The organism is Aestuariispira ectoiniformans, from assembly GCF_025136295.1.
Taxonomy (GTDB): Bacteria; Pseudomonadota; Alphaproteobacteria; order UBA8366; family Aestuariispiraceae; genus Aestuariispira_A; species Aestuariispira_A ectoiniformans.
This window is the reverse complement of record NZ_CP062788.1, coordinates 2,817,576-2,842,636: the sequence shown is the minus strand read 5'-3', so window position 1 is coordinate 2,842,636 and position 25,061 is coordinate 2,817,576. Positions and strand designations below refer to the sequence as shown.

19 protein-coding genes and 2 tRNA genes are annotated in these 25,061 nt (G+C 53.5%); 15 read left to right on the top strand and 6 right to left on the bottom strand.

Annotated elements, in window-relative coordinates:
• Positions 1–80: 80 nt before the first annotated feature.
• From IF205_RS13255 to IF205_RS13220, 8 genes are all read left to right on the top strand, one after another.
• Complete coding sequence (locus tag IF205_RS13255; RefSeq protein ID WP_259779838.1) at positions 81–629, top strand: RNA polymerase sigma factor; 549 nt, start codon at positions 81–83, stop codon at positions 627–629.
• Positions 622–1,560 carry an anti-sigma factor family protein gene (locus tag IF205_RS13250; protein WP_259779837.1) on the top strand — a complete coding sequence of 313 codons (939 nt, stop codon included), beginning with the start codon at positions 622–624 and terminating at the stop codon, positions 1,558–1,560. The genes IF205_RS13255 and IF205_RS13250 overlap by 8 nt, the downstream gene beginning before the upstream one ends.
• 46 nt (positions 1,561–1,606) lie before the next feature.
• Entirely contained in the window at positions 1,607–3,181 is a 1,575-nt protein-coding gene (locus IF205_RS13245) for an OpgD/OpgG family glucan biosynthesis protein (RefSeq protein ID WP_259779836.1), read from the top strand.
• 49 nt (positions 3,182–3,230) lie between these two features.
• The gene (locus tag IF205_RS13240) at positions 3,231–4,547 is read left to right on the top strand and encodes a phosphoglucose isomerase-related protein (RefSeq protein WP_259779835.1); all 1,317 of its coding nucleotides are present in this window, start codon (positions 3,231–3,233) and stop codon (positions 4,545–4,547) included.
• A 296-nt stretch (positions 4,548–4,843) separates the two neighbouring features.
• Entirely contained in the window at positions 4,844–5,854 is a 1,011-nt protein-coding gene (locus IF205_RS13235) for a calcium-binding protein (protein WP_259779834.1), read from the top strand.
• A gap of 120 nt (positions 5,855–5,974) precedes the next feature.
• Positions 5,975–7,714: a type I secretion system permease/ATPase gene (locus tag IF205_RS13230; protein WP_311195693.1), complete on the top strand. Its 1,740-nt coding sequence runs from the start codon at positions 5,975–5,977 to the stop codon at positions 7,712–7,714.
• Positions 7,714–9,087, top strand: a complete 1,374-nt coding sequence (locus IF205_RS13225; RefSeq protein ID WP_259779832.1) for an HlyD family type I secretion periplasmic adaptor subunit — start codon at positions 7,714–7,716, stop codon at positions 9,085–9,087. Before IF205_RS13230 ends, IF205_RS13225 begins: the two co-directional genes overlap by 1 nt.
• Before the next feature lie 200 nt (positions 9,088–9,287).
• Positions 9,288–10,208, top strand: coding sequence for a DUF481 domain-containing protein (locus IF205_RS13220; protein ID WP_259779831.1), 921 nt, complete (start codon positions 9,288–9,290; stop codon positions 10,206–10,208).
• A 608-nt stretch (positions 10,209–10,816) separates the two neighbouring features.
• Here IF205_RS13220 and IF205_RS13215 read toward each other — a convergent pair.
• Positions 10,817–10,892: transfer RNA gene (locus tag IF205_RS13215), tRNA-Lys, on the bottom strand.
• Positions 10,893–11,072: 180 nt separating this feature from the next.
• The gene (locus IF205_RS13210) at positions 11,073–11,774 is read right to left on the bottom strand and encodes a Crp/Fnr family transcriptional regulator (protein ID WP_259779830.1); all 702 of its coding nucleotides are present in this window, start codon (positions 11,772–11,774) and stop codon (positions 11,073–11,075) included.
• A gap of 149 nt (positions 11,775–11,923) precedes the next feature.
• Between IF205_RS13210 and IF205_RS13205 the strand changes: the two genes are divergently transcribed.
• Positions 11,924–12,697 (top strand): DUF502 domain-containing protein, encoded by a 774-nt coding sequence (locus IF205_RS13205; RefSeq protein ID WP_259779829.1) that lies wholly within the window; start codon positions 11,924–11,926, stop codon positions 12,695–12,697.
• Here IF205_RS13205 and recG read toward each other — a convergent pair whose 3' ends face one another.
• Positions 12,698–14,782 (bottom strand): ATP-dependent DNA helicase RecG, encoded by a 2,085-nt coding sequence (gene recG, locus IF205_RS13200; RefSeq protein ID WP_259779828.1) that lies wholly within the window; start codon positions 14,780–14,782, stop codon positions 12,698–12,700. It lies immediately after the preceding gene.
• Positions 14,783–14,895: 113 nt separating this feature from the next.
• Between recG and IF205_RS13195 the strand changes: the two genes are divergently transcribed.
• Both IF205_RS13195 and mfd read left to right on the top strand, forming a co-directional pair.
• Positions 14,896–15,168, top strand: coding sequence for a succinate dehydrogenase assembly factor 2 (locus IF205_RS13195; protein WP_259779827.1), 273 nt, complete (start codon positions 14,896–14,898; stop codon positions 15,166–15,168).
• A 3-nt stretch (positions 15,169–15,171) separates the two neighbouring features.
• Positions 15,172–18,672, top strand: a complete 3,501-nt coding sequence (mfd, locus tag IF205_RS13190; RefSeq protein ID WP_259779826.1) for a transcription-repair coupling factor — start codon at positions 15,172–15,174, stop codon at positions 18,670–18,672.
• A 6-nt stretch (positions 18,673–18,678) separates the two neighbouring features.
• Here the strand turns inward: mfd and IF205_RS13185 are convergent, their stop codons facing one another.
• Both IF205_RS13185 and IF205_RS13180 read right to left on the bottom strand, forming a co-directional pair.
• On the bottom strand, positions 18,679–19,335 hold the full coding sequence (locus IF205_RS13185) for a DsbA family oxidoreductase (RefSeq protein ID WP_259779825.1): 657 nt from the start codon (positions 19,333–19,335) through the stop codon (positions 18,679–18,681).
• Between the two features lie 38 nt (positions 19,336–19,373).
• Positions 19,374–20,714, bottom strand: coding sequence for a diguanylate cyclase domain-containing protein (locus IF205_RS13180; protein ID WP_259779824.1), 1,341 nt, complete (start codon positions 20,712–20,714; stop codon positions 19,374–19,376).
• Between the two features lie 288 nt (positions 20,715–21,002).
• Between IF205_RS13180 and infA the strand changes: the two genes are divergently transcribed.
• The gene (gene infA, locus IF205_RS13175) at positions 21,003–21,221 is read left to right on the top strand and encodes a translation initiation factor IF-1 (RefSeq protein WP_259779823.1); all 219 of its coding nucleotides are present in this window, start codon (positions 21,003–21,005) and stop codon (positions 21,219–21,221) included.
• Between the two features lie 87 nt (positions 21,222–21,308).
• Here the strand turns inward: infA and IF205_RS13170 are convergent, their stop codons facing one another.
• The gene (locus IF205_RS13170; RefSeq protein ID WP_259779822.1) at positions 21,309–21,827 is read right to left on the bottom strand and encodes a PAS domain-containing protein; all 519 of its coding nucleotides are present in this window, start codon (positions 21,825–21,827) and stop codon (positions 21,309–21,311) included.
• Positions 21,828–22,032: 205 nt separating this feature from the next.
• Between IF205_RS13170 and IF205_RS13165 the strand changes: the two genes are divergently transcribed.
• The 3 genes from IF205_RS13165 to IF205_RS13155 all read left to right on the top strand — a co-directional run bounded on the left by IF205_RS13165 (position 22,033) and on the right by IF205_RS13155 (position 24,903).
• Positions 22,033–22,122, top strand: a tRNA-Ser gene (locus IF205_RS13165).
• Positions 22,123–22,622: 500 nt separating this feature from the next.
• Complete coding sequence (locus tag IF205_RS13160; RefSeq protein ID WP_259779821.1) at positions 22,623–23,846, top strand: lytic murein transglycosylase; 1,224 nt, start codon at positions 22,623–22,625, stop codon at positions 23,844–23,846.
• A gap of 52 nt (positions 23,847–23,898) precedes the next feature.
• Complete coding sequence (locus IF205_RS13155) at positions 23,899–24,903, top strand: septal ring lytic transglycosylase RlpA family protein (RefSeq protein ID WP_259779820.1); 1,005 nt, start codon at positions 23,899–23,901, stop codon at positions 24,901–24,903.
• The last annotated feature ends 158 nt before the right edge of the window (positions 24,904–25,061 follow it).

Sequence of the window (25,061 nt, the reverse complement as noted above, 5' to 3'; positions counted from 1 at the left end):
TGAAGCCTTCTTTGTCCAAGAGGGCAGCCATATCCAACGATCCCGTATCTGTAATTAGAATTAAAATGGGAAGCGCAGTTGTGAACAGAGGCGACGAACTCAAGCCGCATATTCAAAGCCTGAGACGATATGCGATCGCCCTGGTAGGAAACCCATCAGAGGCTGATGATCTGGTTCAGGAAGCTTTGCGCCGGGTTCTGGAGCATACCAGAAGAAATCACGATATTCACAACGTGAAATCATACCTGTTCAAGGCATTAAGAAATGTTCGTCTTGACCAGTTGAAGATGGCGCGGACGCGCGGCGTCGAGGTGCCCGTGGAGGATGCCGCAGGCGCGCTTTCAACCGCGGCCCAGCAGGATACCCGCCTGGAATGCCGCGATTTGGACAGGGCGATGACGACGCTGACCGACGACCAGCGTCAGGTTGTCCTGATGATTTGCATGGAAGGTCTTTCCTATGAGGAGGTGGCGGACGTTGTCGATGTTCCAGTCGGCACCGTGCGATCCAGACTGCACCGGGGAAGAGAGGCATTGCGGGAATATATGAACTGCGGTTCTGACAAAGCCATGGCAACCGCACCAGTTACACGTTTGAATAAAGAATTGAATGAGGCCACCAATGACTGAAGGGCGTTTGATTTCACTCGTCAGTGAAGATTTGCTTCAGGACTATGTCGATGGACGCCTTGAGCCGGAAATGGAGCAGAGGGTTGAAAGGCTGGTTTTTGGAGATCCTGATCTTCGTGCCAGGGCGCTGGATTATTATGCACTGAATAACCAGCTCAAGAAACAGCAGGTCCGCTATGAAAATCCTGAAATGCCTGTGTCAATCAGCCGTTTGGCTGAACAGTTGACTAAGGAAATCGGGCAAGATGAACCGGTACGTGATGCCGGCGGCGCGGCATCTCGCAGGATGTTTGCCAGGGTTGCCGCGGTCTGCGTCGTGGCAGTCGGTGCGGCTTTCGGCGGTTCCTATTACTGGGCGAATACTCAGGATCCCGGTGTGAATTTGGCGCAATTGATGTCACTGCCATCCAACAACGGCGGAAAGCATGCTGCTGGCTCCCCAACCACTGTCTCTGTGCCGTCAGACGCGGCGCTGGAAGGACAGACACCCGCTGGTACGCCCGAATTGTCTCCTTCCTTCCAGGATTTTGGCTTTGAACTGATCGAGACGCGCGTTTTGAAAGGTGCGGACGCAGGGACGGTGCAACTGGTTTATGAGGCCGAAACAGGAGAACGCGTTCTTCTGTATTACAGCGACCAGCAGGACGGACAAAAGACGCAGGTATCGGTGCGTCAGGAGGGGCCATTGTCAATGTTGTTCTGGCAGGCTGATGGCCGTGCTTTCACAATGTTGGGTGAAGTGGATAAAGCCACACTGATAGACCTGGGCAGGCAGGTAAGTGAGGGGCTTGCTGTAAATGACGCCGACGCGTCCGGCGGGGTCCGAAAGATGCAAGACGCAATCGGTGATTTCGGTAGCGAAGGCCAAGGTGATGCCCCAGTCCCGGCGAAGCAGGAAATCAAGGATGGCGATGGAAATGGTTCGATCTAAGCGATTGAACCACGTCGTAAATTCCAGAGTCTAAGAGAGCACAATCATGTATGATTTACCTAGCCGTCGATTGTTTTTGCAAGCAATGCTGGCGGGTGGAAGTCTTTCACTTCTGCCGGCCGGGTGTGCTTTTGCTGCGGGCGGTCCCACAGAAACGCACTATACATTTGATGACATGCTTCCCGTGCGGTTGGCACAGGCACTGGCGGCAAGGCCCTATAGCGACAGCGGCCCAGATCTTCCTGAAGACTTGACCGATATGGACTATGATTCCTATCAGGCAATTCGACCCAGGAAAAAGGGTTTCCTGTGGGCGCAGGCTGGGACCGAGTTCCGGATTGATATGTTCCATTTGGGGCGTGGCTTTCGCAAACCAGTTGAACTCCATGTTGTGGACAACGGCGTGGCCAGGCGGATCGATTATAGCCCTGACCTGTTTCGCTATGGTGCGGAAGATATCCGCGCAGCGTCTGATCAACTGGAAAACGGGTTTGCCGGTTTCCGGGCCTATTATGCTGCAGATTGGGAACGAGACTTTATTGCCTTTCTCGGGGCGAGCTATTTCCGTGCAGTGGGCGGCAGCAAGCAATACGGATTGTCCGCCCGCGGGCTGGCGGTCAATACCAGCCTGTTCGGGAAAGAGGAATTCCCACGTTTCACTACATTTTGGTTGGAAAAACCGGGAATAGAAGAGCATAGCCTGATTGTTCATGCCTTATTGGACAGCCCGTCGGTGACGGGTACCTATCGGTTTACGATCCGTCCCGGTGGCACGACAAGTATTGATGTTGACGCAACAATCTTCGCACGCAAGGAAGTTGAAGAACTGGGAATCGCGCCAATTACGTCCATGTATTTCTATGGAGAGAATGACTATCGCGCTCGGAATGATTTCCGGCCGGAAGTCCACGATTCTGATGGATTATACATGGTGAAGGGAAACGGCGAGCACGTGTGGCGTCCTGTCGAAAATCCTTCGTCGCCTAGAGCTAGTTTCTTCGGGGATCGAAAACCGGCGGGGTTTGGTTTGTGTCAGCGCGATCGCCAATTCGACCATTATCAGGACGACGGCGTCTATTACGACCGACGTCCTAATCTGTGGGTTGAACCCAGTGAAGATTGGGGAGACGGCGATGTCGTGCTTGTTGAATTGCCCGCCGGAGATGAAACCGAAGACAACCTTGCTGCTTATTGGCGCCCGAAGGAGGGTCTCAAGCCCGGACAAAAACAGCGGTTTCGCTACGCGTTGCATTTTGGGGCGGGTCAACCGGTAGAACTGGCACATCTGGCATCTGTTGTTGCGACCAGAACGGGTATTGGCGGCGTCCCCGGGCAAAAAGCAGAGAATCCAGGACGTAAATTTGTTGTGGATTTTCAGGGCGGCAGTCTACCCATGTTGTCGAAGGACGCATCAATACAGCCGCAGGTCTCTGTCACCTCGGGCAAGATTTCGGCTTTGGCTGTACGACAAAACCTGGAAACCGGGGGCTGGCGGATGAATTTCGACTGTTTGCCTGACGGTGATGACGACGTGGAAATGCACGCTTTTCTGGAAATCGACGGGCGCCCCTTGACGGAAACCTGGCTCTATCGATGGAACCCGTCTGAAAAAACCGTGTGACACAGGAAACCAGGCCCAAGAGAAAGTTAGGACGCGGAGTCGGTATACAATGTACTACACACAAGACATAACATATTGCTTGCGTGACCGTGTTGAATTCGGTGTGGCGGATGAAGATCTTGCATATTACCTGAGCCAGTTGGATCAGGGACTGGACCGGTTGAAAAAAAACTATTCCCATCACCGCTTACCCTGGTTGCATGTGCCGGAACGCAAGGATGATTTGGCTGTATTTGCCGAATGCGCGGGTCGGTATCGCGCGGCTTTCAGGGATGTTGTCGTTTTGGGCACCGGTGGCTCCAGCCTCGGGGCTCAGGCTTTACATAATCTGGTACATACCGGATATGGTGATGATCGTAAGAACCCCCGTCTGCATATTGTCTCGACGATCGACCCCTTTACTTTTTCGAAATTACTTGGGTCGCTGAATTTGCGGCGGACTGGATTCATTGTGATTTCCAAGTCGGGCACAACGGCAGAGACACTTATTCAATTCGCCACTGTAATCGATGCGATCCGGCGGGAGCTTGATGACTCCTGGTTGCCACACGCGATTACTGTCATTACGCAACCGATGGACAGTCCCGTTAAACGACTGGCTTTGCGATATGATATGCCTGTTCTGGATCATGATCCCAACCTTGGCGGGCGCTATTCGGTGCTGAGTGTCGTCGGCCTGCTTCCTGCAATGATCGCCGGTCTTGACGCCCGGGCACTAAGGGCTGGTGCGGCAGAAATGGTCAATGCCATCCTGTCCGCCAAGGACTCTTTCGAGGTTGATGCCGCGATTGGCGCCGCTGTTTCCGTTGCCATGGCTAAACGCCGGAGAATGCAGCTTTCGGTCATGTTGACCTATTCGGACAGGTTAATGGCAATGACGGACTGGTATAGGCAATTATGGGCTGAGAGCCTGGGGAAAGATGGGGAAGGTACCACGCCCTACTGTGCCGTTGGTCCGGTAGATCAGCATAGCCAGTTGCAACTTTGGCTGGATGGCCCGCCGGACAAGTTTTTTACAGTTCTGGCTGGGCCCGACAGCCTCAGTTCCTACAGCGCTCTGCCGGATCTCGAGTGGGATCCACAGCTAGCCTATCTGGCGAATACCCGTATGGACGAGTTGAAGGAGGCGATGTGCTTTGCCACCACGGAAACGCTTGCGGGAAATGGCAGGCCCGTTCGAACAATCCGGTTGAATGCAATGGATGAGCTCTCTACCGGCGCTGTGATGATGCATTTCATGTTGGAAACGGTCCTCGCGGCGGGCCTCCTCAATGTTAACCCCTATGACCAACCTGCGGTCGAACAGGGTAAAAATCTGGTACGTGCGATCCTTGGCAGGCGTGGCGAAGGTTTGCGCGCTGCATAATGTATAATCAGCCTCATTTGGGGCTGCGGCTATTTGAAAATCCTAATCCGATATGCCTTTGCCGAGATTGTAGCCGGTAAGGGCTGTCGGTTGTTTTTTGTTTATTTTCAGATGTTTGAAATGTTTTCCGCCACAAGATTTCCACAATTCATTTTGGAATGCTTTCTGTGTTGCGTCGTCTTTTGGGGTGACGTGGCAAGAGGGCCCTGGGGTAGACATCAGGCACCACACTCTTCGCTCACGTTTTGGCAATTCAGCCTGAAACATGTCTCTAAAGACAGAGGAGTTAGACTGTTATGGAACAAGACAATGTCAATGTAGAGCCGGTTGTTGATGCTGTTTCTGAAGGGAACACGCCCCCGGCCGCAGAGCAGGCATCCAAAACAATCGAAACAGACAATGCCACGATCCTTCTTCACGAAGACAGTGTTGACGGAGAAAACCTGACGGATGAAGAACTGGCGGCAACGTCCGGCGCTGCAGAAGCTGCAGTTGAAGAAGACTCTGTAGTGGACGAAGAAGGCACTGCTGAAACCGACGGCGACGTTGTCGTGGCCGCTGAGGCTGATGCAGACGAAGTAACTGATGTTGCTGCCAATAGCGATGATGACGTGACGGCAGAAGACGCTTCCGGTGAAGACGAAGCCCCGGCAGAAGATGCTTCCGGTGAAGACGAAGCCCCGGCAGAAGACGCTTCCGGCGAAGATGAAGCTCCGGTGGAAGATACTGATGGCGAGGGCGACGAATCCGGCGCAACCTGGGCGTCCCTCGAGCTTGGTTCCCAGCAGGATGATCTGACATTCGGTTCTGACGATGCTGACATCATGTTGTCCGGACAAGGTGATGACGTTTCCTTCGGTAATGGTGGCAGCGATATTATGATCGGTGACCAGGGCAGTGATGTTCTGTTCGGTGGTGACGATGACGATGTCATGCTTGGTGGTCAGGGCCGCGACGTTCTGTTTGGCGACGACGGCAATGACGTGATCCTGGGTGGTCAGGGCAACGACCTCATTGCAGGTGGCGCCGGTGACGATCAGTTGTACGGCGGTCAGGGTGACGACACCTTCCTGTTTGGTGACGGCAGCGGCTCCGACGTGATCGAAGATTTCTCTATCGGTAGTGATCAGATTACTATCAGCGCAGGGATCAACGGCAGTGACCTGGCCGATGCAGAAGACGTCATGGCTCTTGTCTCCGACAACGACGATGGTTTTGCCACAATCGATCTGGGTGAAGACAACAGCATCACCATTTCTGGTGTTTCGACAGACGACCTGAGCGAGAGCGACTTCTCGATCGCTTAAGCAAAACTTGCCTGCAGCCCATGGGGTTGGAGGAGGGCCGATTTATCGGTTCTCCTCCGCCCTATGGTGCGTTTCCCTGTTTGTAACGCTTAACCGGCTTTTGTTGTAAAGGAATGGTGGATGGCCTCTCCCATGGGAAAGATTTTGAAATCATGCAGCAATGTTTTGGTGGGAATTGCGGTTTTTAGCTTTGTTATTAACTTACTGCAGTTGGCAGTGCCGTTATATTCCTGGCAATTATTCGATCGCGTATTGACCAGCGGTAGTCATGAAACCCTTCTGGTTCTTACTGTCATCGCATTTGGTGCGCTTATGGTTGTCGGTGGCCTGGAATTCATCCGTTCTCGTGCATTGCAGCATGTTGCCTTTTGGGTGGATCGCGTTCTTGGGCCTCGCATTATTGCATGCGAAGTTGAAAAGGCTTCAACCGGGGCCGGGACGACGGCCCATGAGTTGCGCAATCTTAACACGCTGCGAGGGTTTTTGACCGGAGCCGCTGTCTTCAACCTGTTCGATGTACCGTGGCTTCCTATATTTTTGGCCGTAATTTGGTTGTTGCACCCCTTGTTGGGATTCGTCGCCGTTTGCGGCGCAATCTGCCTCATTGCGGTTGTCGTCGTAAGCGAATTGGCAACACGTAATGTAATCAACGATGCCAACAAGCACCGTGCTGATGCTTTGGAACAGTCGGAAGCCAACTTGCGCAACGCAGAAGTTGTCCAGGCGATGGGCATGCTGCCGGATTTGCTGTGGCGTTGGCAGGATGCCAATGAGCGTTGTTTGACGTCGCAGGGGCAGGCGAACAAACGAGGCGCCACTTTGCTCATGGTCAGTCGAACGCTTCGAATGTGCCTGCAGGTTGGTATTCTCGGCACGGCGGCGTATCTGACGACAATCAACGAAGTGTCGATCGGTGCCGTTATCGCCGCATCGACGATGTTGTCCCGTGCATTGTCGCCAGTCGATCGAATGACGGGAACCTGGCAACGTGTCGTGACGGCGCGTGCTGCCTATAAGGCGCTCAGCCGGCGATTGAAGCAATGGAATGGAGAAGAGGAGAAAACGACACTGCCGCCTCCCCAGGGGGCTTTGGAGCTTAATCACGTCAGTATGGCTCTGCCTAATGCGATCAGGCCTGTAATTGACGACGTTCATTTTTCCATGGTCGCGGGAGAAAGGCTGGGCATTGTCGGGCCGTCGGGGTCAGGCAAATCCACATTGGCAAAAATTATGGTTGGTCTGCAGCCGGTAACCGCGGGAGAGGTCCGTCTGGATGGGGCGGACATCAGTGAGATTCCACGACAGGCGTTAGGGCCGCATATCGGTTATCTGCCTCAGAATGTCGGCCTGTTTAGAGGAACCGTGCGTGACAATATCGCCCGAATGTCTCATGCCGATGACGACGAAGTCATTGCTGCGGCTCAGTTTGCGGGCGTTCACGACGTGGTTCTTCGGCTGCCAAATGGCTATGACACGGAAATATCGAATAATTCATCGCTTTTGTCCGGGGGGCAGCGCCAGTTGATAGGCTTGGCGCGGGCTGTATTCAGAATGCCGAGACTGCTGATCCTGGACGAACCGAACGCCAATCTTGACCGGGACGGCGAAACCATTCTTCTCGCGATGCTCGACAAGCTGGGGCAGCAGGGAATTACAACCATCGTTGTGACCCATCGGATCAATGTTCTACAGCATGTGGATTGGATCCTGAAGTTGCGCGGCGGTCGTGTCGACCTCCTTGGGTCGCGGGATGAAATCCTGAGGCCGCGGGAAGATGCAAATGCGGCACAAGCCGGTATGAAGCCGACAGACAACGCCATTTCTACGGCGGGACGGGCTGTTCAGACGGGGGCCGATTGATGTCTTTGGTTACATATAATTTCAAAACGGTTGACCCTACCCCGACCAAATCCGCCCGTCGCACGTTACTTGCGGGAGGGGCTATCATTCTGGTTGGCGTCGTTGGATTCTTTCTATGGTCGGCGCTTGCCCCCTTGTCCAGCGCAGCCGTCTCTCGCGGTCATGTCTCCGTATACGGATATCGCAAAGCCATCCAGCATTTGGAAGGTGGCATTGTCAGAAAAATAGCAGTTGAGAATGGCAGTGAGGTGAAGGCGGGGGATCTGCTGATCCGGCTGGATGATACGAGATCCAAAGCCAGCCTGAATCTGGTCCGAGAGCGCTATTTCGCCGCATTGGCCGAAATGCTGCGTCTGAAGGCGGAGCGTGATGGCAAGGACAAGTTTGAGTTGCCACCTAATGTGAGGGCGGAGTTGGATCAGGCGCCTTTGCAACGCGTTGTTGAGGAACAACGCGGGATTTTTGAGGCGCGCCAGGTTTCGATGAAAGGCTCCATTTCCGTTCTTGAGCAAAAGATCAAACAGCTTAATGAAGAAATCAGTGGTCTGAAGGCGGAGATCAAATCCTACGACAATCAGTCCGAGCTGATCTCGGATGAGGTTGCGGGATTGGAAAAACTATATGCCAAAGGGCTTGTCCCCAAAAGGCGGCTACGGGAACTGCAGAGAAGACAGGCCGCAATCCGCGGGAAAAAGGGAAGTGCCAAAGCTGGAATCGCTCGTGCCGGGCAGAAAATCGGCGAGACAAAGATGCAGATTGAGGGCATTCGGAACGAGCGTATGGAAGAGGTGTCGACATCCTTGCGCAAGGCACAGCAACTGGTTGCTGAAACCAAGGAAAAGATGCTCGCAACGGAAGATGTCCTGACAAGGGTGGATATCCGCGCACCGGCGCCGGGCGTGGTCGTCGGTCTTCAGGTCCACACGGAAGGGGCTGTAATCTCTCCAGGGCAAACTCTGATGGAGATTGTGCCGGAAAGTGACAAACTGATCGTGGAAACCCGCATAAAACCGCAGGATATCGATTCTGTTCATCCGGGGCTTCCGGCTGAAGTGAGGCTGAGTGCTTATGACCGCCGGACGACACCGCCAATTGACGGCGAGGTTTTCTATGTTTCGGCTGACCGCGTCCAGGGGGAGCAATCCCCCGGTGTCGGAGGAGAGGAAAGACGTCGAGATACGTCTTCGGAGCCTGCATCCTATTACACGGCCAGGATCACACTTGATCCGGAGTCATTGGCTGCGGCTGGTGACCTGTCCCTTTATCCGGGGATGCCGGCTGATGTCATGGTCGTGACCGGAAAGCGCACATTGCTGGACTATATCCTGACACCTGTCGGGCAGGTGTTTGAGCGTGCGTTGAGAGAGGAGTGAATGACCTAAACGCGATTGAGAGTGACGTCATGAATATAGGTGAGGGCAGCGCATACAGGTGCTGTCGCCTGTCTGGTTTTATAATGCTTGTTTGTCTGGGAATGCTATTGGGCGCAGGGCGCGTTCGTGCCGGTGATACGGAGGCTGGACTGGCGGCTGCGGAGGAGACGGCGTTGTTGGACGCTGTTAGGCGTCGTGACATGGTTGCTGTTCAGGCTATCGTTATCGCTGCCATTGCTCGGAAATCAGATGATACGACAGAGATCATCCGGGATCTCTACAAATTGGCGCCTGCGCATGTTGACATCGTATTAAAAGCTGCGCGGGAGACATTTCCTGATCTTGCTGATCGCATTACAGCGGTGGCAGACGAAGTCGTGCAGGAGGAAAGTGGCGACCATCCGGGGGTTCAGGACGAAATTGCAGAAGCAGAACCGCAATACTGGTCTGGAGAGGTGGCCGTTGGCGGCAGTTACCGTCAGGCGGCCACAAATGCCTCGACGGTAACAGTTAGTGCTAAAGTCAAATATGCAGGTGATTTGTGGGAACACCGCCTATCGGGAAGTCTTGATTATGGCAGGACCAATGGTGTTACCGACACCCATCGGCTGGTGTTGGATGCGAAGACGCAACGCCAGCTTTCCGACAGCATCTACCTGTTTGGGCTGGGAGAATATGAGAATGATCGGTTCAGCGGATTTGACTATCAGGTCACGGAAGGCGGTGGTCTGGGCTATAAGGTTTTTGATACACCGGTTTTCAAATTGAATGTTGAGGGCGGCCCGTCTGTTCGACATAGCAAGGTGACCGCCACACAAGATGTGAATGATGAAATCCTGGCGCGTGTGGCGATGGGGTTGGAGTGGAATATCTCGGACAGTGCGAGTTTTACCAATGAAACAAGCCTGTACCTGGCCAAGGGCGAAGTGGATATTGTGACTGACGGCAACGCAGAAATCGACAACGAGCAGGAGGCGAGCAATCTGTCCGTTCTCGATATGAAAATCGTGAGCAACCTGTCCGCCAGGTTGTCCTATGACCTGCGTTATCGAAGCAACCCGCCGGTTGGTGCTCCCGCCACAACGTCACTGGCCAAGTTTATGATGGTGCAGAGCTTCTAGACCCCTGAGTGAATTGCCTACCGTTCGACTTTCTACACTTATACGAGGTATATGATGTTGTTCGGTAAAGATGGCTGCAGGCCCCCGCAACCATTGACCCGAAGGAGAGCTTCAAAAGCCTTATGGAAGACTTTCCGGTCGTCAATGAATGAGAAGGGCTCCATAACGGGATCCCAGTCGCCGGCCGATCTGACTCCTTTTGCTAACCTGAGAAGGCTTGTCGCATTATAAACACTATCCTCCTAACCGAGGAAATGGCCCAAATTCCGAGAGAAGGTCATTGGACCGTTTCAGCTTTAGTCACGGGATCGCCGGGTCGCTCTTGGGTTTCTGTGCTACGTGACGAATCTGTATAATCGCCCTACAGCTGCTTTGCCCGAGTGGTTTCAATTCATCGTTTGATTCTGGAGTAGGATGGCCTGTCGAGACAGGCAACGCTTTGTATGACAATGCTGACTGACTTTTGCATCAAACGTCCATTCAACGCCAATTCTCCATATTTAAATTGACGCCCGATCGTTTTGTACCTGACAGGTACCTCGGATGCGAAAAACCCCTGATCGTTATGATCAGGGGTTCCTGCAAGTCACTGTAATCAGGACTTAAAATGGTGAGCGCGACAGGATTCGAACCTGTGACCGTCTGATTAAAAGTCAGATGCTCTACCAACTGAGCTACGCGCCCCTCGTGGGGTCCGCCTTGGGTGTGTCCCCCTCGGCTGCGGCGGAACATAGGGATGAAGAGCCGCCTGGTCAATCCTATTTTTCAAAAAAAATGCAGTTTTATATCCGGTGATCTTAGAGGGATCGCGAAACCCGCAAAAATGCTAAGATTTCCGTGTGTTAGGTGGCTTTAAACGTCGTGTCAGTCGCCGCGAAACTGCTCTACCATACCTTGTAATCGGCCTACATCCGTAACTATGAGTTTATTGCCTTTACGCTCCAGGATTCCCTTCTTGGTGAGGTCTCCGAAGACGCGGGCGACGGTCTCACGCGTGGTGCTGACCCGGCTTGCCAGGTCGTTATGCACAGGGACCGGATTGATAGTTGCTGAATTCCCTTCATCGCCGCTTTCCCGGCGTGCGAGGCGCAAAATTTCCGCCTGAACCCGGTTATTTGCCCCCAAAGTACTGAGGTCCATTATGCGGTCGACGGACGTCCGGATAATGCGCGCCATCCGTCGCATCAAAACCAAGGCAACTTCGGGATGGTCGCAAAGCAACTCCTGAAAGGCGACGTCGGACAATGTTGCTACTGTCGTAGGTTCCAGGGTGACGACATTGGCTGATCGGGGTTGGCCATCCAGGGCTGCCAGTTCGCCAAAGAAGGCGCCGGCAGCAATGTCATCGAAGGCAATTTCACGACCCGACATGGAATAATTGACGACCCGTGCCTTTCCGCGCGTGACAAAAAACACATCCCTGGAATCGCTTTGCCGGTCGATGATCTGCTCATTGGCGGTATAGGTTCGCCAGCCGCACCGCTCTTCAAACGCGCTTACAGTATCTCGATCCACTCCCTGCAACAAATGGATGCCAGCAAGGCTGTGTTCTGGTGCTGCTGTCATGATTTCCCCAACCATTTTTTGAATTAGTCGGCATTTTAAACAATAAATAGTGTCCCCCGGCAAAGAAAGATTTATTGGGAAACAGAAAGATAACGTCATCTGGGACTTTCAGGTGACACGGCCATGCCTTATATAGAGGCGGGCCCAGTATGTTTAGACAAGAAGGCAGCAAGGTTAGCATGACCGCAGAAAAAGACGGCCACGGACAAGGAATCGGTATTTTCGCCCGCTTGCGCGGGTATTTTCTGGCTGGTGTGCTGGTAACGGCGCCGATTGCCATTACCGTCGCTGTGGCCATGTGGTTCATCGATCTTGTAGACAGTCAGATCGTTCCGTTAATCCCGGGTCATTTGAACCCGGATACCTATATTCGCGAGGTCCTGGGCGTAGAAATCGGTTTGCCCGGACTTGGCGTGTTGGTTCTTGTTGTTGTCATCACCCTAATTGGTGCCTTCACCGCAGGACTTGTCGGGCGTTTCCTGATCAGGGTAGGGGAATCCATCCTGCAACGCATGCCAATCGTGCGCAGCGTCTATTCCGGCAGTAAACAGATCCTCGAAACAATCCTAAAGCAGCAGTCGGAAGCCTTCCGTCAGGCCGTCCTGGTTGAATACCCCCGGCGCGGTGTATGGGCCTTTGCCTTTGTCACAGGCAATACGGAAGGGGAGGTGAAGCGTCAGTTGGAAGGGGATATGGTCAATGTCTATGTCCCGACCACGCCGAACCCGACGTCCGGTTTTCTGCTTTTTGTGCCGCGTAAGGACATGATTGTATTGGACATGCCGGTGGAAGAAGCGATCAAGATGCTGATTTCCATGGGGATCGTTACCCCTGAGGACAAAGCTGGCGATAATGGAAAAGTCCAGAACAGCGACCTTGCGGAGAAGCTGCGGGCCCAAATGGAACTGGATAAACCCGAATAGTTATCCCGATCGCAGATTGGCGACGGCCGCATCACGTTCAAAGAGATACAGCAGCACGCGCAGGTTCTTTCCCCGTTCACTTTCGAGCTGTGGATCGCGATTGATCACCAGACGCGCGTCATCATAGGCGGCCTTCATGAGTTCGCCATGATGGGCGATATCGGCCAGACGCATATCAGGAAGGCCGCTTTGCCGGGTTCCCAGAACCTCGCCCGCGCCACGTAGCTCCAGATCCTTTTCTGCGATTACAAAGCCGTCTTCGGTTTCGGAGATGACTTTCAAGCGTTCACGCGCGGTTTCCGAAAGCTGTGGAGCACGGAGCAGAATGCAAGTGGATTCGAGGCTTCCGCGTCCGATCCGTCCGCGCAACTGATGTAGTTGCGCCAATCCGAAGTTCTCCGCATGCTCGATGACCATGACACTTGCTTCGGGAACATTAACCCCCACCTCGATGACGGTGGTCGCCACCAGTATTTGTGCTGACCCTTCCACAAAATCTGTCATGGCCGCGTCTTTCTCCGTGGATTTCATCTGCCCGTGCACCAGGGCGACGCGAGTTTCGCCAAAGCGGCGGGACAGGTCCGCATAGCGTTCTTCGGCGGCGGCAAAGTCGGACTTTTCGGATTCTTCAACCAAGGGGCAGACCCAGTAAACCTTGCTGCCTTCGGCGATCTTCCGGCCGACGGCGGAGATTACTTCTTCCATACGATCCTTGTTGATGACGACGGTTTTGATCGGCTTGCGGCCCGGTGGCTTGTCATAAAGGCGAGAAACATCCAGGTCGCCATAAGCCGTCATTGTCAGGGTTCGCGGGATGGGTGTTGCGGTCATGACCAATGTATCAACGCCTTTCCCCTTGGCGCTGATAGCCAGGCGCTGGTGAACGCCGAAGCGGTGCTGCTCGTCAATGACGGCCAGTCCCAGATCATGATAGATCACATCATCCTGGAATAGCGCATGGGTGCCGATCAGAATATTGGTCTGGCCGCTCGCAAGGTCTTCCAGGGTTTGTTTGCGGGCCTTTCCTTTGTTTCGTCCGGTCAGCACCGCAATCTGAATACCCGCTGCCTGCGCCAGAGGACGGATCGAATCGTAATGCTGGCGCGCCAGTATTTCCGTCGGTGCGACCAACGCGGCCTGTTGACCGCATTCAACGGCATTCAGCATTGCAAGCAGGGCGACGATGGTCTTGCCGCTTCCGACATCCCCCTGCAGCAACCGGAGCATGCGCAGTTCCGCCGCCATGTCGTCGTAAATTTCCTTCAACGCTTCCTTCTGTGAACCAGTCAGGTCAAACGGAAGTTGTTGAATAACTTTCTGGCGGAGGGTGCCATTTCCCTGAAAACGCCTTCCGGCCTGCTTCTTGATGCGCTCGCGCATAAGGGCCAGGGCCAATTGGTTGGCGAGCAATTCATCATAGGCGAGACGTTGACGCGCCTTGCTGGTGGGCAGCAAATCGTCAGGACCTTCGGGATGATGGGCAATCCGGACTGCATCCTGCCAGGAGGGCCAGTCGTGTTTTGTAAGATAGGCAGGGTCCAGCCATTCCTCGAGAGGAACGAGTTTCTCCAATGCGCCATGGACGGCCTTGAAGACGACTTTTGCGCTCAGGCCGGCAGTCAGCGGATAAACCGGTTCAACCGCCGGAATAGCCTCTTCATTTGATAATGGTTCAATGAAGTCCGGATGCGGCATCTGAGGGGTGCTGTTGTAATATTCTATGCGGCCGCTGACCAAACGCTGTTCACCCTCAGGCAGAACACGATTGAGGTAGCCTTTATCGCCCTTGAAAAAGATTAATGTAATCTCGCCGCTTTCATCGCTGCAGATAACACGGTGAGGGCGCCTGCGGTCGCTGGAGGGAAGATGTTTGTCAACACGCAGGGTCAGTGTTGCTACACGGCCGCTTTCCGCCATGCGGACCGTTGGCCGATAGCGTCGGTCGACAATTTCCCGCGGCAGGTGCCACAGGAGGTCAATGACGTGACGCCCGGCCAGCTTTTCCAGCAATGCGCCAATTCTGGTCCCGACACCGGGGAGCGTCGTAACATCTGCAAAATATGGAAAAAGTTTATCCGGACGCATTCCTGTTCCAGGTTTGTCTTGGTCTTGAGCCGAAAAATTTATATACCCCACACAGTCGTCTACTTCATGCCTAAAGTGACAAGTGACTGCAATTGAGAAACAGGAGTGCAAACATGGACAATCGGGAAAAACGTTTGAAACGGCTTGCATTCCGGGCTGTCCATCGTGGCATCAAGGAACTGGATATTCTGGTTGGCGATTTTGCAGACCAGTTTCTGGGAGACATGACGGAAGACGAACTGAACGAATTTGAGGGACTGCTGTCGGTTCCCGACCAGGAATTCTACGCCATGTTGCGCAAGGAACGCAGCATCCCTGAGGAGGTAGACGGTCCGGTGCTGCAGTGCATGATTACCTTCACAGAAAAACGCCAGGGAAACGCCTAAGTCATGGACTTAAAACGTTTTCTTCTTGCACCGGGTGCGGTCAAGATCAGCTCGGCCCCGGACGGTTATGACGTACAGCTTTTGGCGCAGGCGTCCCAGCAGACTGACAGGCCATGCATCTATATTGCACGAGATGATTCGCATGCATCTCAAGTAGAGCAATTGCTCTCATTCATGACGCCTGACGCCCGGGTGGCCGTGTTGCCTGCGTGGGACTGCCTCCCTTATGACCGCGTTTCTCCCAACCCTGAAGTGATCGCAGAGAGGCTTAAGACCCTCTGCCAGTTGGCGGCAGAACCGGACCGCTTCGATATCGTCGTTGTGACCGCCAACGCCGCGCTCCAAAGAATGCCGGCCAAATCCGGTCTGGCCGAAGCGTCTATCCTGATAGCCAAGGGAAAATCTCTCGAAGAGAAGAAGCTTTTCAATTACCTGCAGCAAAATGGCTATCATCGGTCGGGCACCGTGCGGGAGCATGGTGAATATGCTGTACGAGGTGGGATTATCGACATTTTCCCGGCGGGTAGTGACAATCCTGTCCGTCTAGACCTGTTTGGCGATGAACTGGAAAGCCTCCGCTATTTTGATGCAGTCTCCCAGAAGACAATCGGTGAAGCGGAGGAACTCACGCTCATACCGGTCAGCGAAGTCATTCTTGATGACGACAGCATCGCCCGTTTCCGGAAGAACTACCGTGACCTGTTTGGCGCCGAAACGCGAGATGACCTTCTATACGAGGCAGTCTCCGAAGGGCGACGTTATCCCGGCATGGAACATTGGCTGCCGTTCTTCCATGAACAGGTGGATACGGTCTTCGAGTATCTGCCGGATTCGCCGGTGTTTCTTGATGGCCAAATCGACGATGTCGTCCATGCACGATGCGAAGCCGTGCAGGACTATTTCCAGGCACGCCAGCAAGCGCTGGACATCAGCCAACGCCGGAAAGGCAATATCGAAGACGGGAGTACGGTTTACAAACCCATCCCGCCGGACACGCTATTCCTGACGGAAGAAGAATGGCGCAATCGGCTGTCTATGCGCCCGGCGTTGCAGTTCACCCCTTATGCACTGCCTGATGACATCGGCGAGATACCTGTCGTCGATGCAGGGGCGAAGGCTGCCGTCGACTTTACGGAAACCCGCAAGAAGCAGGACGAGAATGTCTTTGAGGCGCTGAAACAGCGGTTGGAAGGTCACAATAACCAGAGACATCTGATCGTTGCGTATACCGAAGGTTCGAAAGACCGGTTGCAGACCCTTATGCAGGAGAAGGGATTTGGTGCACTCCCGACGCTCAGTGACTGGTCAGAACTGGAAAAACTGAAACCCGGTCAGGACGCTTTCGCCGTCATGGAACTTGACCGGGGCTTTGAAACGGACAACCTCGTCGTCTACACAGAGCAGGATATTCTGGGTGAAAGGCTTGCCCGTGCACCGAAGAAGCGCCGTCGCCGCGGTGAAGAATTCATTTCCGAAATATCCGCGCTGGAACTGGGCGACCTGGTGGTGCATGTGGATCATGGGATCGGGCGCTACGACGGGCTGGAAACCCTGACTGTCGATCAGGCCCCTCACGACTGCCTGCGTATTCTCTATGCGGACGATGATCGTCTCTATGTGCCGGTTGAAAACATTGAAACCCTGTCCCGTTTTGGTTCTGAAGAATCGACCGCCCAGCTAGATAAACTCGGCGGTGTTGCCTGGCAGGCGCGTAAGGCGAAAATCAAAGAACGCGTCAAAGAGATTGCTGATAAGCTCTTGAAAATAGCTGCGGAACGCGCCTTGCGGAAGGGGGAGGCCGTCTCGCCGACCGAAGGCGCTTATGACGAATTCTGCGCCCGCTTCCGCTATATCGAAACGGATGACCAGGCCAAGGCGATCCTGGATGTCGCCAATGACTTGTCATCCGGTAGGCCCATGGATCGGCTGGTTTGCGGTGATGTAGGCTTTGGCAAGACAGAAGTCGCGCTGCGTGCAGCCTTCATCGCCGCGATGAACGGGATGCAGGTTGCTGTTGTCGTCCCGACGACTTTGCTGGCACGCCAGCACTATAAGAACTTTGCAGAGCGCTTTAACGGCCTGCCGATTAATGTGGCGCAGCTTTCTCGGTTGGTATCGGGCAAAGAGGCAACAGCTACGCGAAAGGCGTTGGCGGATGGTCAGGTGGATATCGTTATCGGCACGCATGCGCTGTTGAGCAAGAATATCGGTTTTGCCAATTTAGGCCTGCTGATTGTCGACGAGGAACAGCATTTCGGCGTAACCCAGAAGGAACGCCTCAAGGCTCTCAAGAGCAATGTGCATGTTCTGACCCTGACAGCGACACCGATTCCGAGGACCCTGCAGATGGCGCTGACAGGTGTCCGGGAGCTCAGCATCATTGCGACGCCGCCCGTGGACCGCCTTGCGGTTCGCACCTTTGTGCTGCCATACGACCCGGTCGTCCTGCGCGAGGCCATCATGCGTGAGCATTACAGGGGCGGGCAAGTCTATTACGTCTGCCCGCGTGTTGCCGATCTGGGCCGCATGAGAGACAAGTTGTATGACCTTGTTCCCGAAATCAAAATCGCAATGGCCCATGGCCAGATGGCGCCGTCGGAACTCGAAGACATCATGAATGACTTCGTGGACGGGAAATATGATCTGCTGCTGTCCACCAATATCGTTGAAAGTGGTCTGGATATCCCGACGGCCAATACGATGATCATTCATCGCTCTGATATGTTTGGCCTGGCACAACTCTATCAATTGCGCGGCCGTATTGGACGTTCGAAGACGCGTGCCTATTGTTATCTCACCCTGCCACCTGGCCAGATTATCAACGAGGCTGCCAAGAAACGGCTGGATGTGATGCAGACGCTGGACAATCTGGGGGCCGGCTTCACCCTTGCCAGTCATGACCTGGATATTCGCGGGGCCGGTAATCTTCTGGGCGATGAACAGTCAGGCCACATCAAGGAAGTCGGTGTCGAGCTTTATCAGCGTATGCTGGAAGAGGCGGTTGCCGCGGCCCGTGACGACATTCATGAAGAGCAGGAAGAAACCTGGTCACCGACAATCAATCTGGGGACGGCTGTGCTGATTCCGGAACCCTATGTAACCGACCTGTCTGTACGCCTGAACCTGTATCGCCGCTTGTCATCCCTCGATACAAAGAAAGAGATCGACAGCTTTGCTGTTGAACTTGCAGACCGCTTTGGACCGTTGCCTCAGGAAGTGAAAAATCTTCTTCAAGTTGTTGCGATTAAACAATACTGCAAGCGGGCAGGGGTGGAGAAAGTCGATGCCGGACCCAAGGGCGCTGTTGTCAGTTTCCGCAATGATGGTTTCGCCAATCCGGTTGGCCTGATCGGCTTTATGCAACAGCAATTGAATACGCTGAAGCTACGTCCTGACCAGAAGCTGGTGATTATGCGGCCTTGGGAAAATCATGAAAAAAGGCTGATCGGCGTCACCAAATTCATGGCTAAACTGGCCCAGATCGCAGGCGCTGCAACGTCATAAAGTAAATCAGGAAAGAGCGGTAGAGGCTGTTGTGCCGCTTACGGCGAGGTCGAAAAGCGGCATGAAGGCTTCCGGCTCCTGTGCGCCGGACAGCGCGTATTGGCCATCTACAATAAAGCAAGGTACGCCGTTGATGCCGATACGCCGCGCCAACACATCTTCATCGACAACTTCCTGTCGAAATTGGTCGCTGGCCAACAGATCCAACACTTCGGCCTTCGTCACATCAAAGCTCCCGGCCAGCTGTACGAGAGTCGATACATCACCGATATCGAGGCCTTCCAGGAAATAGGCCTCGAACAGGCGCGTGACAAAGGCATTTGTGTCGGGGTGGTTGGTCGCTTGGAAATAGCGGATCAACCGATGGGCATCCAATGTGTTTGGCGTTCTCTGGATCAGGTCAAAGCGAAAATCAATGCCAACGGATTTTCCGACAGCGGCAATATTGTCGTAAACCCGGGCAGCATTGTCCTCACCGCCGAATTTTGCCTGCAAATAAGCAGCGCGGTTCATTCCTTCATGCGGCATTTCGGGGTTCAATTGAAAGGCGCGCCATTTTACCCGAACCTGATTGTCGGGACGCATCTCCAAAGCTTTGGATAAACGCCGCTTTCCAATAAAGCACCATGGGCAAATCGGGTCGGAAAAAACATCAATTTCCATTCAACTGATACCTGACTTTTAACGTAGAACTGTTGAAGCTACATTAGTGCACTGCGGGCGCGATCCAAGGCCGTGCGCGCATTATCGCTGGGCACGATAGAAACGGTACCCATTTCCACCCATACCTGGACCGCATCGCTGATTTCATCGGTGAGCCGGAAATCGGAGTGATGCAGGACCGCCGCAATGCGGTGCCCCACACGCTTGGCATCCTCTTCTGTTGTATCGGGAAGTGCGACGGCAATTTCCAGATCGCCGACACGGCCAACCACATCCTCTGCCCGCAGCAGGCCGATTATCCAGGTGGCCACCTGATGCATCAGTATTTCTGCCGCTTCTTGCCCGTAACGCTGTTTGATATCTGCAACATTACGCACGGCAAACAGACCGATGGTCAGTTCCGTATTTCGTTTACGGTTGTCCACAATGATGTTTTCCAAATGCGTTTCAAAGAACTCTTTGGAATAGAGGACCTCCAGGCTGTCACATGTTTTGTCGGTCAGCGTTGCGGCCAGAGGGTCGCGCAAGGACCATTTGGTGCGTTGGCGGCTGACGAGGATTTGGGTGTGGGCCAGTATTTGTTCTTTCGTCGGGGTTCCGTCGAGAACAATTGTGGCACCGGCTTCATAGGCGTCTGTGGATGTCTGAAAGACGGGCGTGGCACCGATGATCAAAACGGGAAGATTGAACAGGCGCGGATTATTCCGCATATGTGTACAGAGATAGAGCGCTTCATCCCGATAGCTGTCTGACATGATCGAGATAAGGCATGCCTCAAAGCGTTCCTCCGCCAACCGTTCGCTGGCGCGATAAATATCCCTTTCAACATCAATTTCAATGTTTGCCTGAGACAGGGCATCAACAATATTCCCGTCGCCTTCTTCTTCCGGCGAGACCAAAAGAACCTTTTGCCTTTTTCCCAGAAAGCGATCGAAAACAGACGTTTCCACCTCGACACCAAAACGCCTCGCTGTTTTCAGGCGCCTGCGAACTTCGCGTTGAAGTGAGGAAAGGCGAACGAGGAGGGGAAGGCGTACAGAGAGCAGTTCAGGAGAAGGGAGCCCCTCGATGAAGTCTTCAACCTTGCTGGACAGCAGCGTTTGGGGGGCAATTTTATCCTTGCCGGAATTGAACAGCAGAATCGGTACCGGCTGTGTACCATTTTCCTGCTTTAGTTTTTCCGCGATTTCCACCTGACCCGGTGAAGAAAACCGTCCGATCAATATCACGTCCGGATGTCGGCTCGCGGCGAGCGCAATCAATGTTTTGGGATCGGATATGGGAAGCGCCTGATAGCCCGCATGAGAAAGCATTTCTACTAGATCCGTCGCTATATCCGCATCTTCGTCCGCTACAAGGATATGTGCTTTATGTGCCATTCAGAAAGTTTCCCGACCTCTTTTTTGGTCAAATTGTTCTACCAGAGAATCGCCCATGTAGTGACTTTAGCACTGAACATTGTAATTCACTAACAACATTCAATTTTTGCCTGGAGGCTATCCGCATTTAGGTCATCCCGCGAAAATCAGGAGAAATCAGCCTGGACACATTGTGTTCCTACTTGAATTTCCGGGGATTTTGCACCATACCATGGCATCGTTTCGCACTTGGGCCCGCAAAATGCCTTTGTGCACCGAACCAGATTGTTGAGGAAACTAGAAAAGTTCATGGCAAAAGAAGATCTGATCGAGTTCCAAGGAACCGTCATCGAAAAGCTGCCTAACGCAATGTTCCGCGTTGAGTTGGATAACGGCCACGAGATTATTGCTCATACTGCCGGTAAGATGCGAAAATTCCGTATTCGCGTTATGGTCGGCGACAAAGTTGATGTGGAAATGACGCCTTACGACCTGACGAAGGGGCGCATTACCTTCCGTCACAAATAATCTAAGCAACAATATTGTTTGTTGGATGTGGTCGGAACGACATATGTCGTTCCGATTTTTGTGCTGCCCTATTGCCGGGGGTGGTGACTAATCAAAAACCATGACCTGCATGATCATGTCAGTGGTTTTATGGTCCGAGGCAAGGGGCAACATAAGGCGTGTGTAGATAACATGCCTTTTTTCCTGGTCGGGATAACGGATACGCGTAAGGCTGGGCAAACCTGTTTCCGCGACTTCACGAATCAAATGGCAGTGGTCCTGCAGGTAATCGGGGTGATAGATGTCGTCAAACCAAGCTCCGGTGGCATCCCTGCCAAAACGTTGAACCAGTCCGGTACCAATCAGCCTCTGCCTTAATCTCACATTACCCTTCTCGCGCACCACATCAACCAGGTTGATCCACGGCAACAGCTTGTGAATATCGACCGGATCCAGGTCCTCGCGTGCGGGTAGCCTGTTGTCGGGAGACCGTGTCAGCCAGTATTGATAGGCATCCCGATGACGCTTGGCGGTCAATTCCTGCAAAAAAGAATCACGGTCTTGCTGAACAAGGTGCCATTCATCCTGGCGAATAGAGATGTCATCAAATCCCAGTTTCACTGACATTTACACTTCCGGTTCAGAGGCCAAAGGCCAGAAAATAACAGAAACCCTGCGATACGCTTAGGAGAATTGGAGACAATCCAACGTAATTTTCTTTCTAGCTTGCGTATAACCTCATTGCGGCGAGGAAAAGAATGGAAGATGGATGCTTCAGTCTTGTAAGGAGCAATGTCACTTGCTATTAGGGCGGCACACCACAGTGACTTGCGGATGGGTGGCCGAGTGGTTGAAGGCACCGGTCTTGAAAACCGGCAGGCGGGAGACCGTCTCGTGGGTTCGAATCCCACCCCATCCGCCATTGCCCTTTTGGGGCAGCAGAGCATATTCAGCTATAATAATGGCTTAGAAACATCTGCTCGACCAATTCATGAAATCGCTGCCTTAATTTGTGATACAGGCGGGCGATGAAATACCTCCAGGTGCATACCCGTGTCTCAAGGAAAAACGCGTAAACGTTCACACGTCAGGGACTACTCGCTGGGCTTTGTCGCGATGGTTGTCCTTGCGGTTCTGGGGCTGGTTATTGTTGGTGTTGCCGTTGTGGGCTTGGGGTTCCTACTGGTCACAATGCCGATGACCTCTGCCGCTGTCACAGCGGTTCTTTCGATTGCAGTGATAACCGCAGTCATCAAAAAGTACCGAAACTGACTGTACGGTCATATCCCGCCACAATTTGTCCTCGTACGAATACAAAAATGTCACCGTATTTAGGCGGCGGGAAGGATTGCGGTCGTGTACAGAATCAGTTTTTAATACTTCCTGAAATCCAGTCTTTATACTTAACAGGAAGTAGTGACCATGGTTCGGCGTTTCGCCTTGCTTTCGGCTGTTATCGGCAGCTTGGCATTTCCCACGGCAACTCAGGCTCAGCAAAACGCCGACATGGCGGCACAGGAATTTCAGGCCTGGCTGCAGACTGTGCGTACTGAGGCTTCACAAAAAGGCGTTTCCAATCAAACTCTTGATGAGGCCTTGGCCAATCTGAAGCCGATTGACCGTGTCTTGGAACTGGACAAGCGCCAGCCCGAATTCACGCGCACTTTCTGGGACTACATCGGCCGTGCCGTTTCCCCCGACCGTATTGAACGGGGGCGGAAGTTGCTTCGGCAACACGCGGATCTATTCCGGGATGTATACGCCCGCAACGGTGTTCAAGGGCGTTTTCTGGTCGCTTTCTGGGGGCTGGAGACCAATTTTGGAGACCACACCGGTGGTTTCCCGGTAATTGGTGCTCTTGCGACATTGGCGCATGATCCTCGCCGCAGCGACTTTTTCCGCGCGGAGCTGATGAATGCCCTGACAATCCTGGATCATAAGCACATTACCTTGGACCGGATGGAAGGTTCCTGGGCCGGCGCAATGGGGCAGACCCAATTCATGCCATCGACCTTTGTTCGCTATGCGAAGGACGGAGATGGCGACAAGAAAATCGACATCTGGGGCAGCCTGCCGGACGTGATGGAATCGGCGTCCAACTATCTGTCGAGCGTTGGCTGGAAGCGGGACGAAACCTGGGGAAGGGAGGTCCGGCTTCCCAAGGGGTTTGATCTCGACCTGGTGGATCTTGATATCCGGCATTCCTTGTCTGAATGGCAGAAAATGGGCGTGCGCCGTGCAGATGGCGGCAACCTGCCCATCGTGGCCGGGATGAAGGCATCCCTCGTTTTGCCCGCCGGTTACAAGGGGCCTGCCTTCCTGGTCTACAATAACTTCAACAAGATCATGGTTTGGAACCGTTCGATTTACTATGCAATCGCGGTTGGTCATCTGGCGGACCGTATAGCCGGAAAACCGGCGATCAGTGTAAAACGTCCGGCCAATGACAAAGCTATCAGCCGCACCAAGGTCATTGAGATGCAGACCGCACTGAATGAATTGGGATATGACGTGGGTAAACCCGACGGGATCATGGGGTCCCGGACACGTGGGGCAATTAAAGATTATCAACGGGCAACAGGGCTGCCTGCGGACGGATATGCAACGATCTCACTAATCGAGCAGTTGCAAAAGGCCGTTCAATAAGAGTAGTTGTTCGTATTAAATAGGAAGTGAGCGAAAATTGGGCTTGGGAAAAATGAAAAGTAAAGCGGCTATTGCTGGTGCCTGTCTCTTCGCAATCACCTTGTCAGGTTGCGCGGAAGTTCAGTTCTTGTCCCAAGCCAGCAAGGAAATCCTTCCCAAGGACGGCTCCGCCGGTCATTCCGAGCATGGCAACCGCGGCCTGAAATATAAGGTCGGAAAACCCTATAAAATCAAAGGGACATGGTATTATCCTAAAGAGGATTATAGCTATGTCGAGCAGGGGATAGCTTCCTGGTACGGGCCGAATTTCCATGGGAAGCGGACGGCCAATGGTGCAGTTTTCGATATGAACAAGGTCTCGGCGGCACATCGTACGCTGCCGTTGCCTTCTGTAGTTCGTGTTACCAATTTGGAAAATGGCCGTTCCCTGAAAGTCATCGTCAATGACCGCGGCCCTTATGCACACAGCCGAATCATCGACCTTTCCAAACGGGCGGCCCAATTGTTGGGCTATCAGCGGAAGGGAACTGCCCTGGTGCGGGTTGAAGTCCTGGAAAAGGAAAGTCGCGAGTTGGTCGCGGCAATGAATGGGAGGACAACCGTTGCCTCCGATCAGCCGCCACTGCCGGAAGCATCGCCCAGCATCGTGGTAAAATCCGAATCGCTGGCACCCCCGCCGGGTGTCAAGGAGGCAACACCGCAGGACCCTGACAAGAAAATCGAAGTGGCATCCAACGACGACAGCGGCGCGTTCAATGTTACGCAGGAACCGCTGGCCGTGCCACAGAATGCTTCGGACGTGTCCGTTGTTGCTGTCCCGTCAAATCCGCAGATTTTCGTGCAGGCCGGTGCCTTTTCCAACTATACCAACGCTGTAAAAACCAAAGCGCGCTTGTCGGTGTTGGGGCCCACGCTAATCGAACAGATCAACAAGGCGGAACGGCCATTGTTTCGTGTGCGCGTCGGCCCGTTTTCAAAGGTTGAAGAGGCCGACAAACATCACGAAGCGATTATTGCGGCCGGATATCCGGATGCCCGTATCGTCGTTCTGAATTAAAAATCAGGAATGCCTCATTTTCTGCACATTCAATCCATAAGAAGTGCAGACCGTTGTCTATTGGAGCTGTTGGATAGCGGTTCACCGACCGAAACAGTTGACTGTCTTTTTTTTAAAACAGAAGCTGCCATTTTACATCGGCCTTGTAATGCGATTAA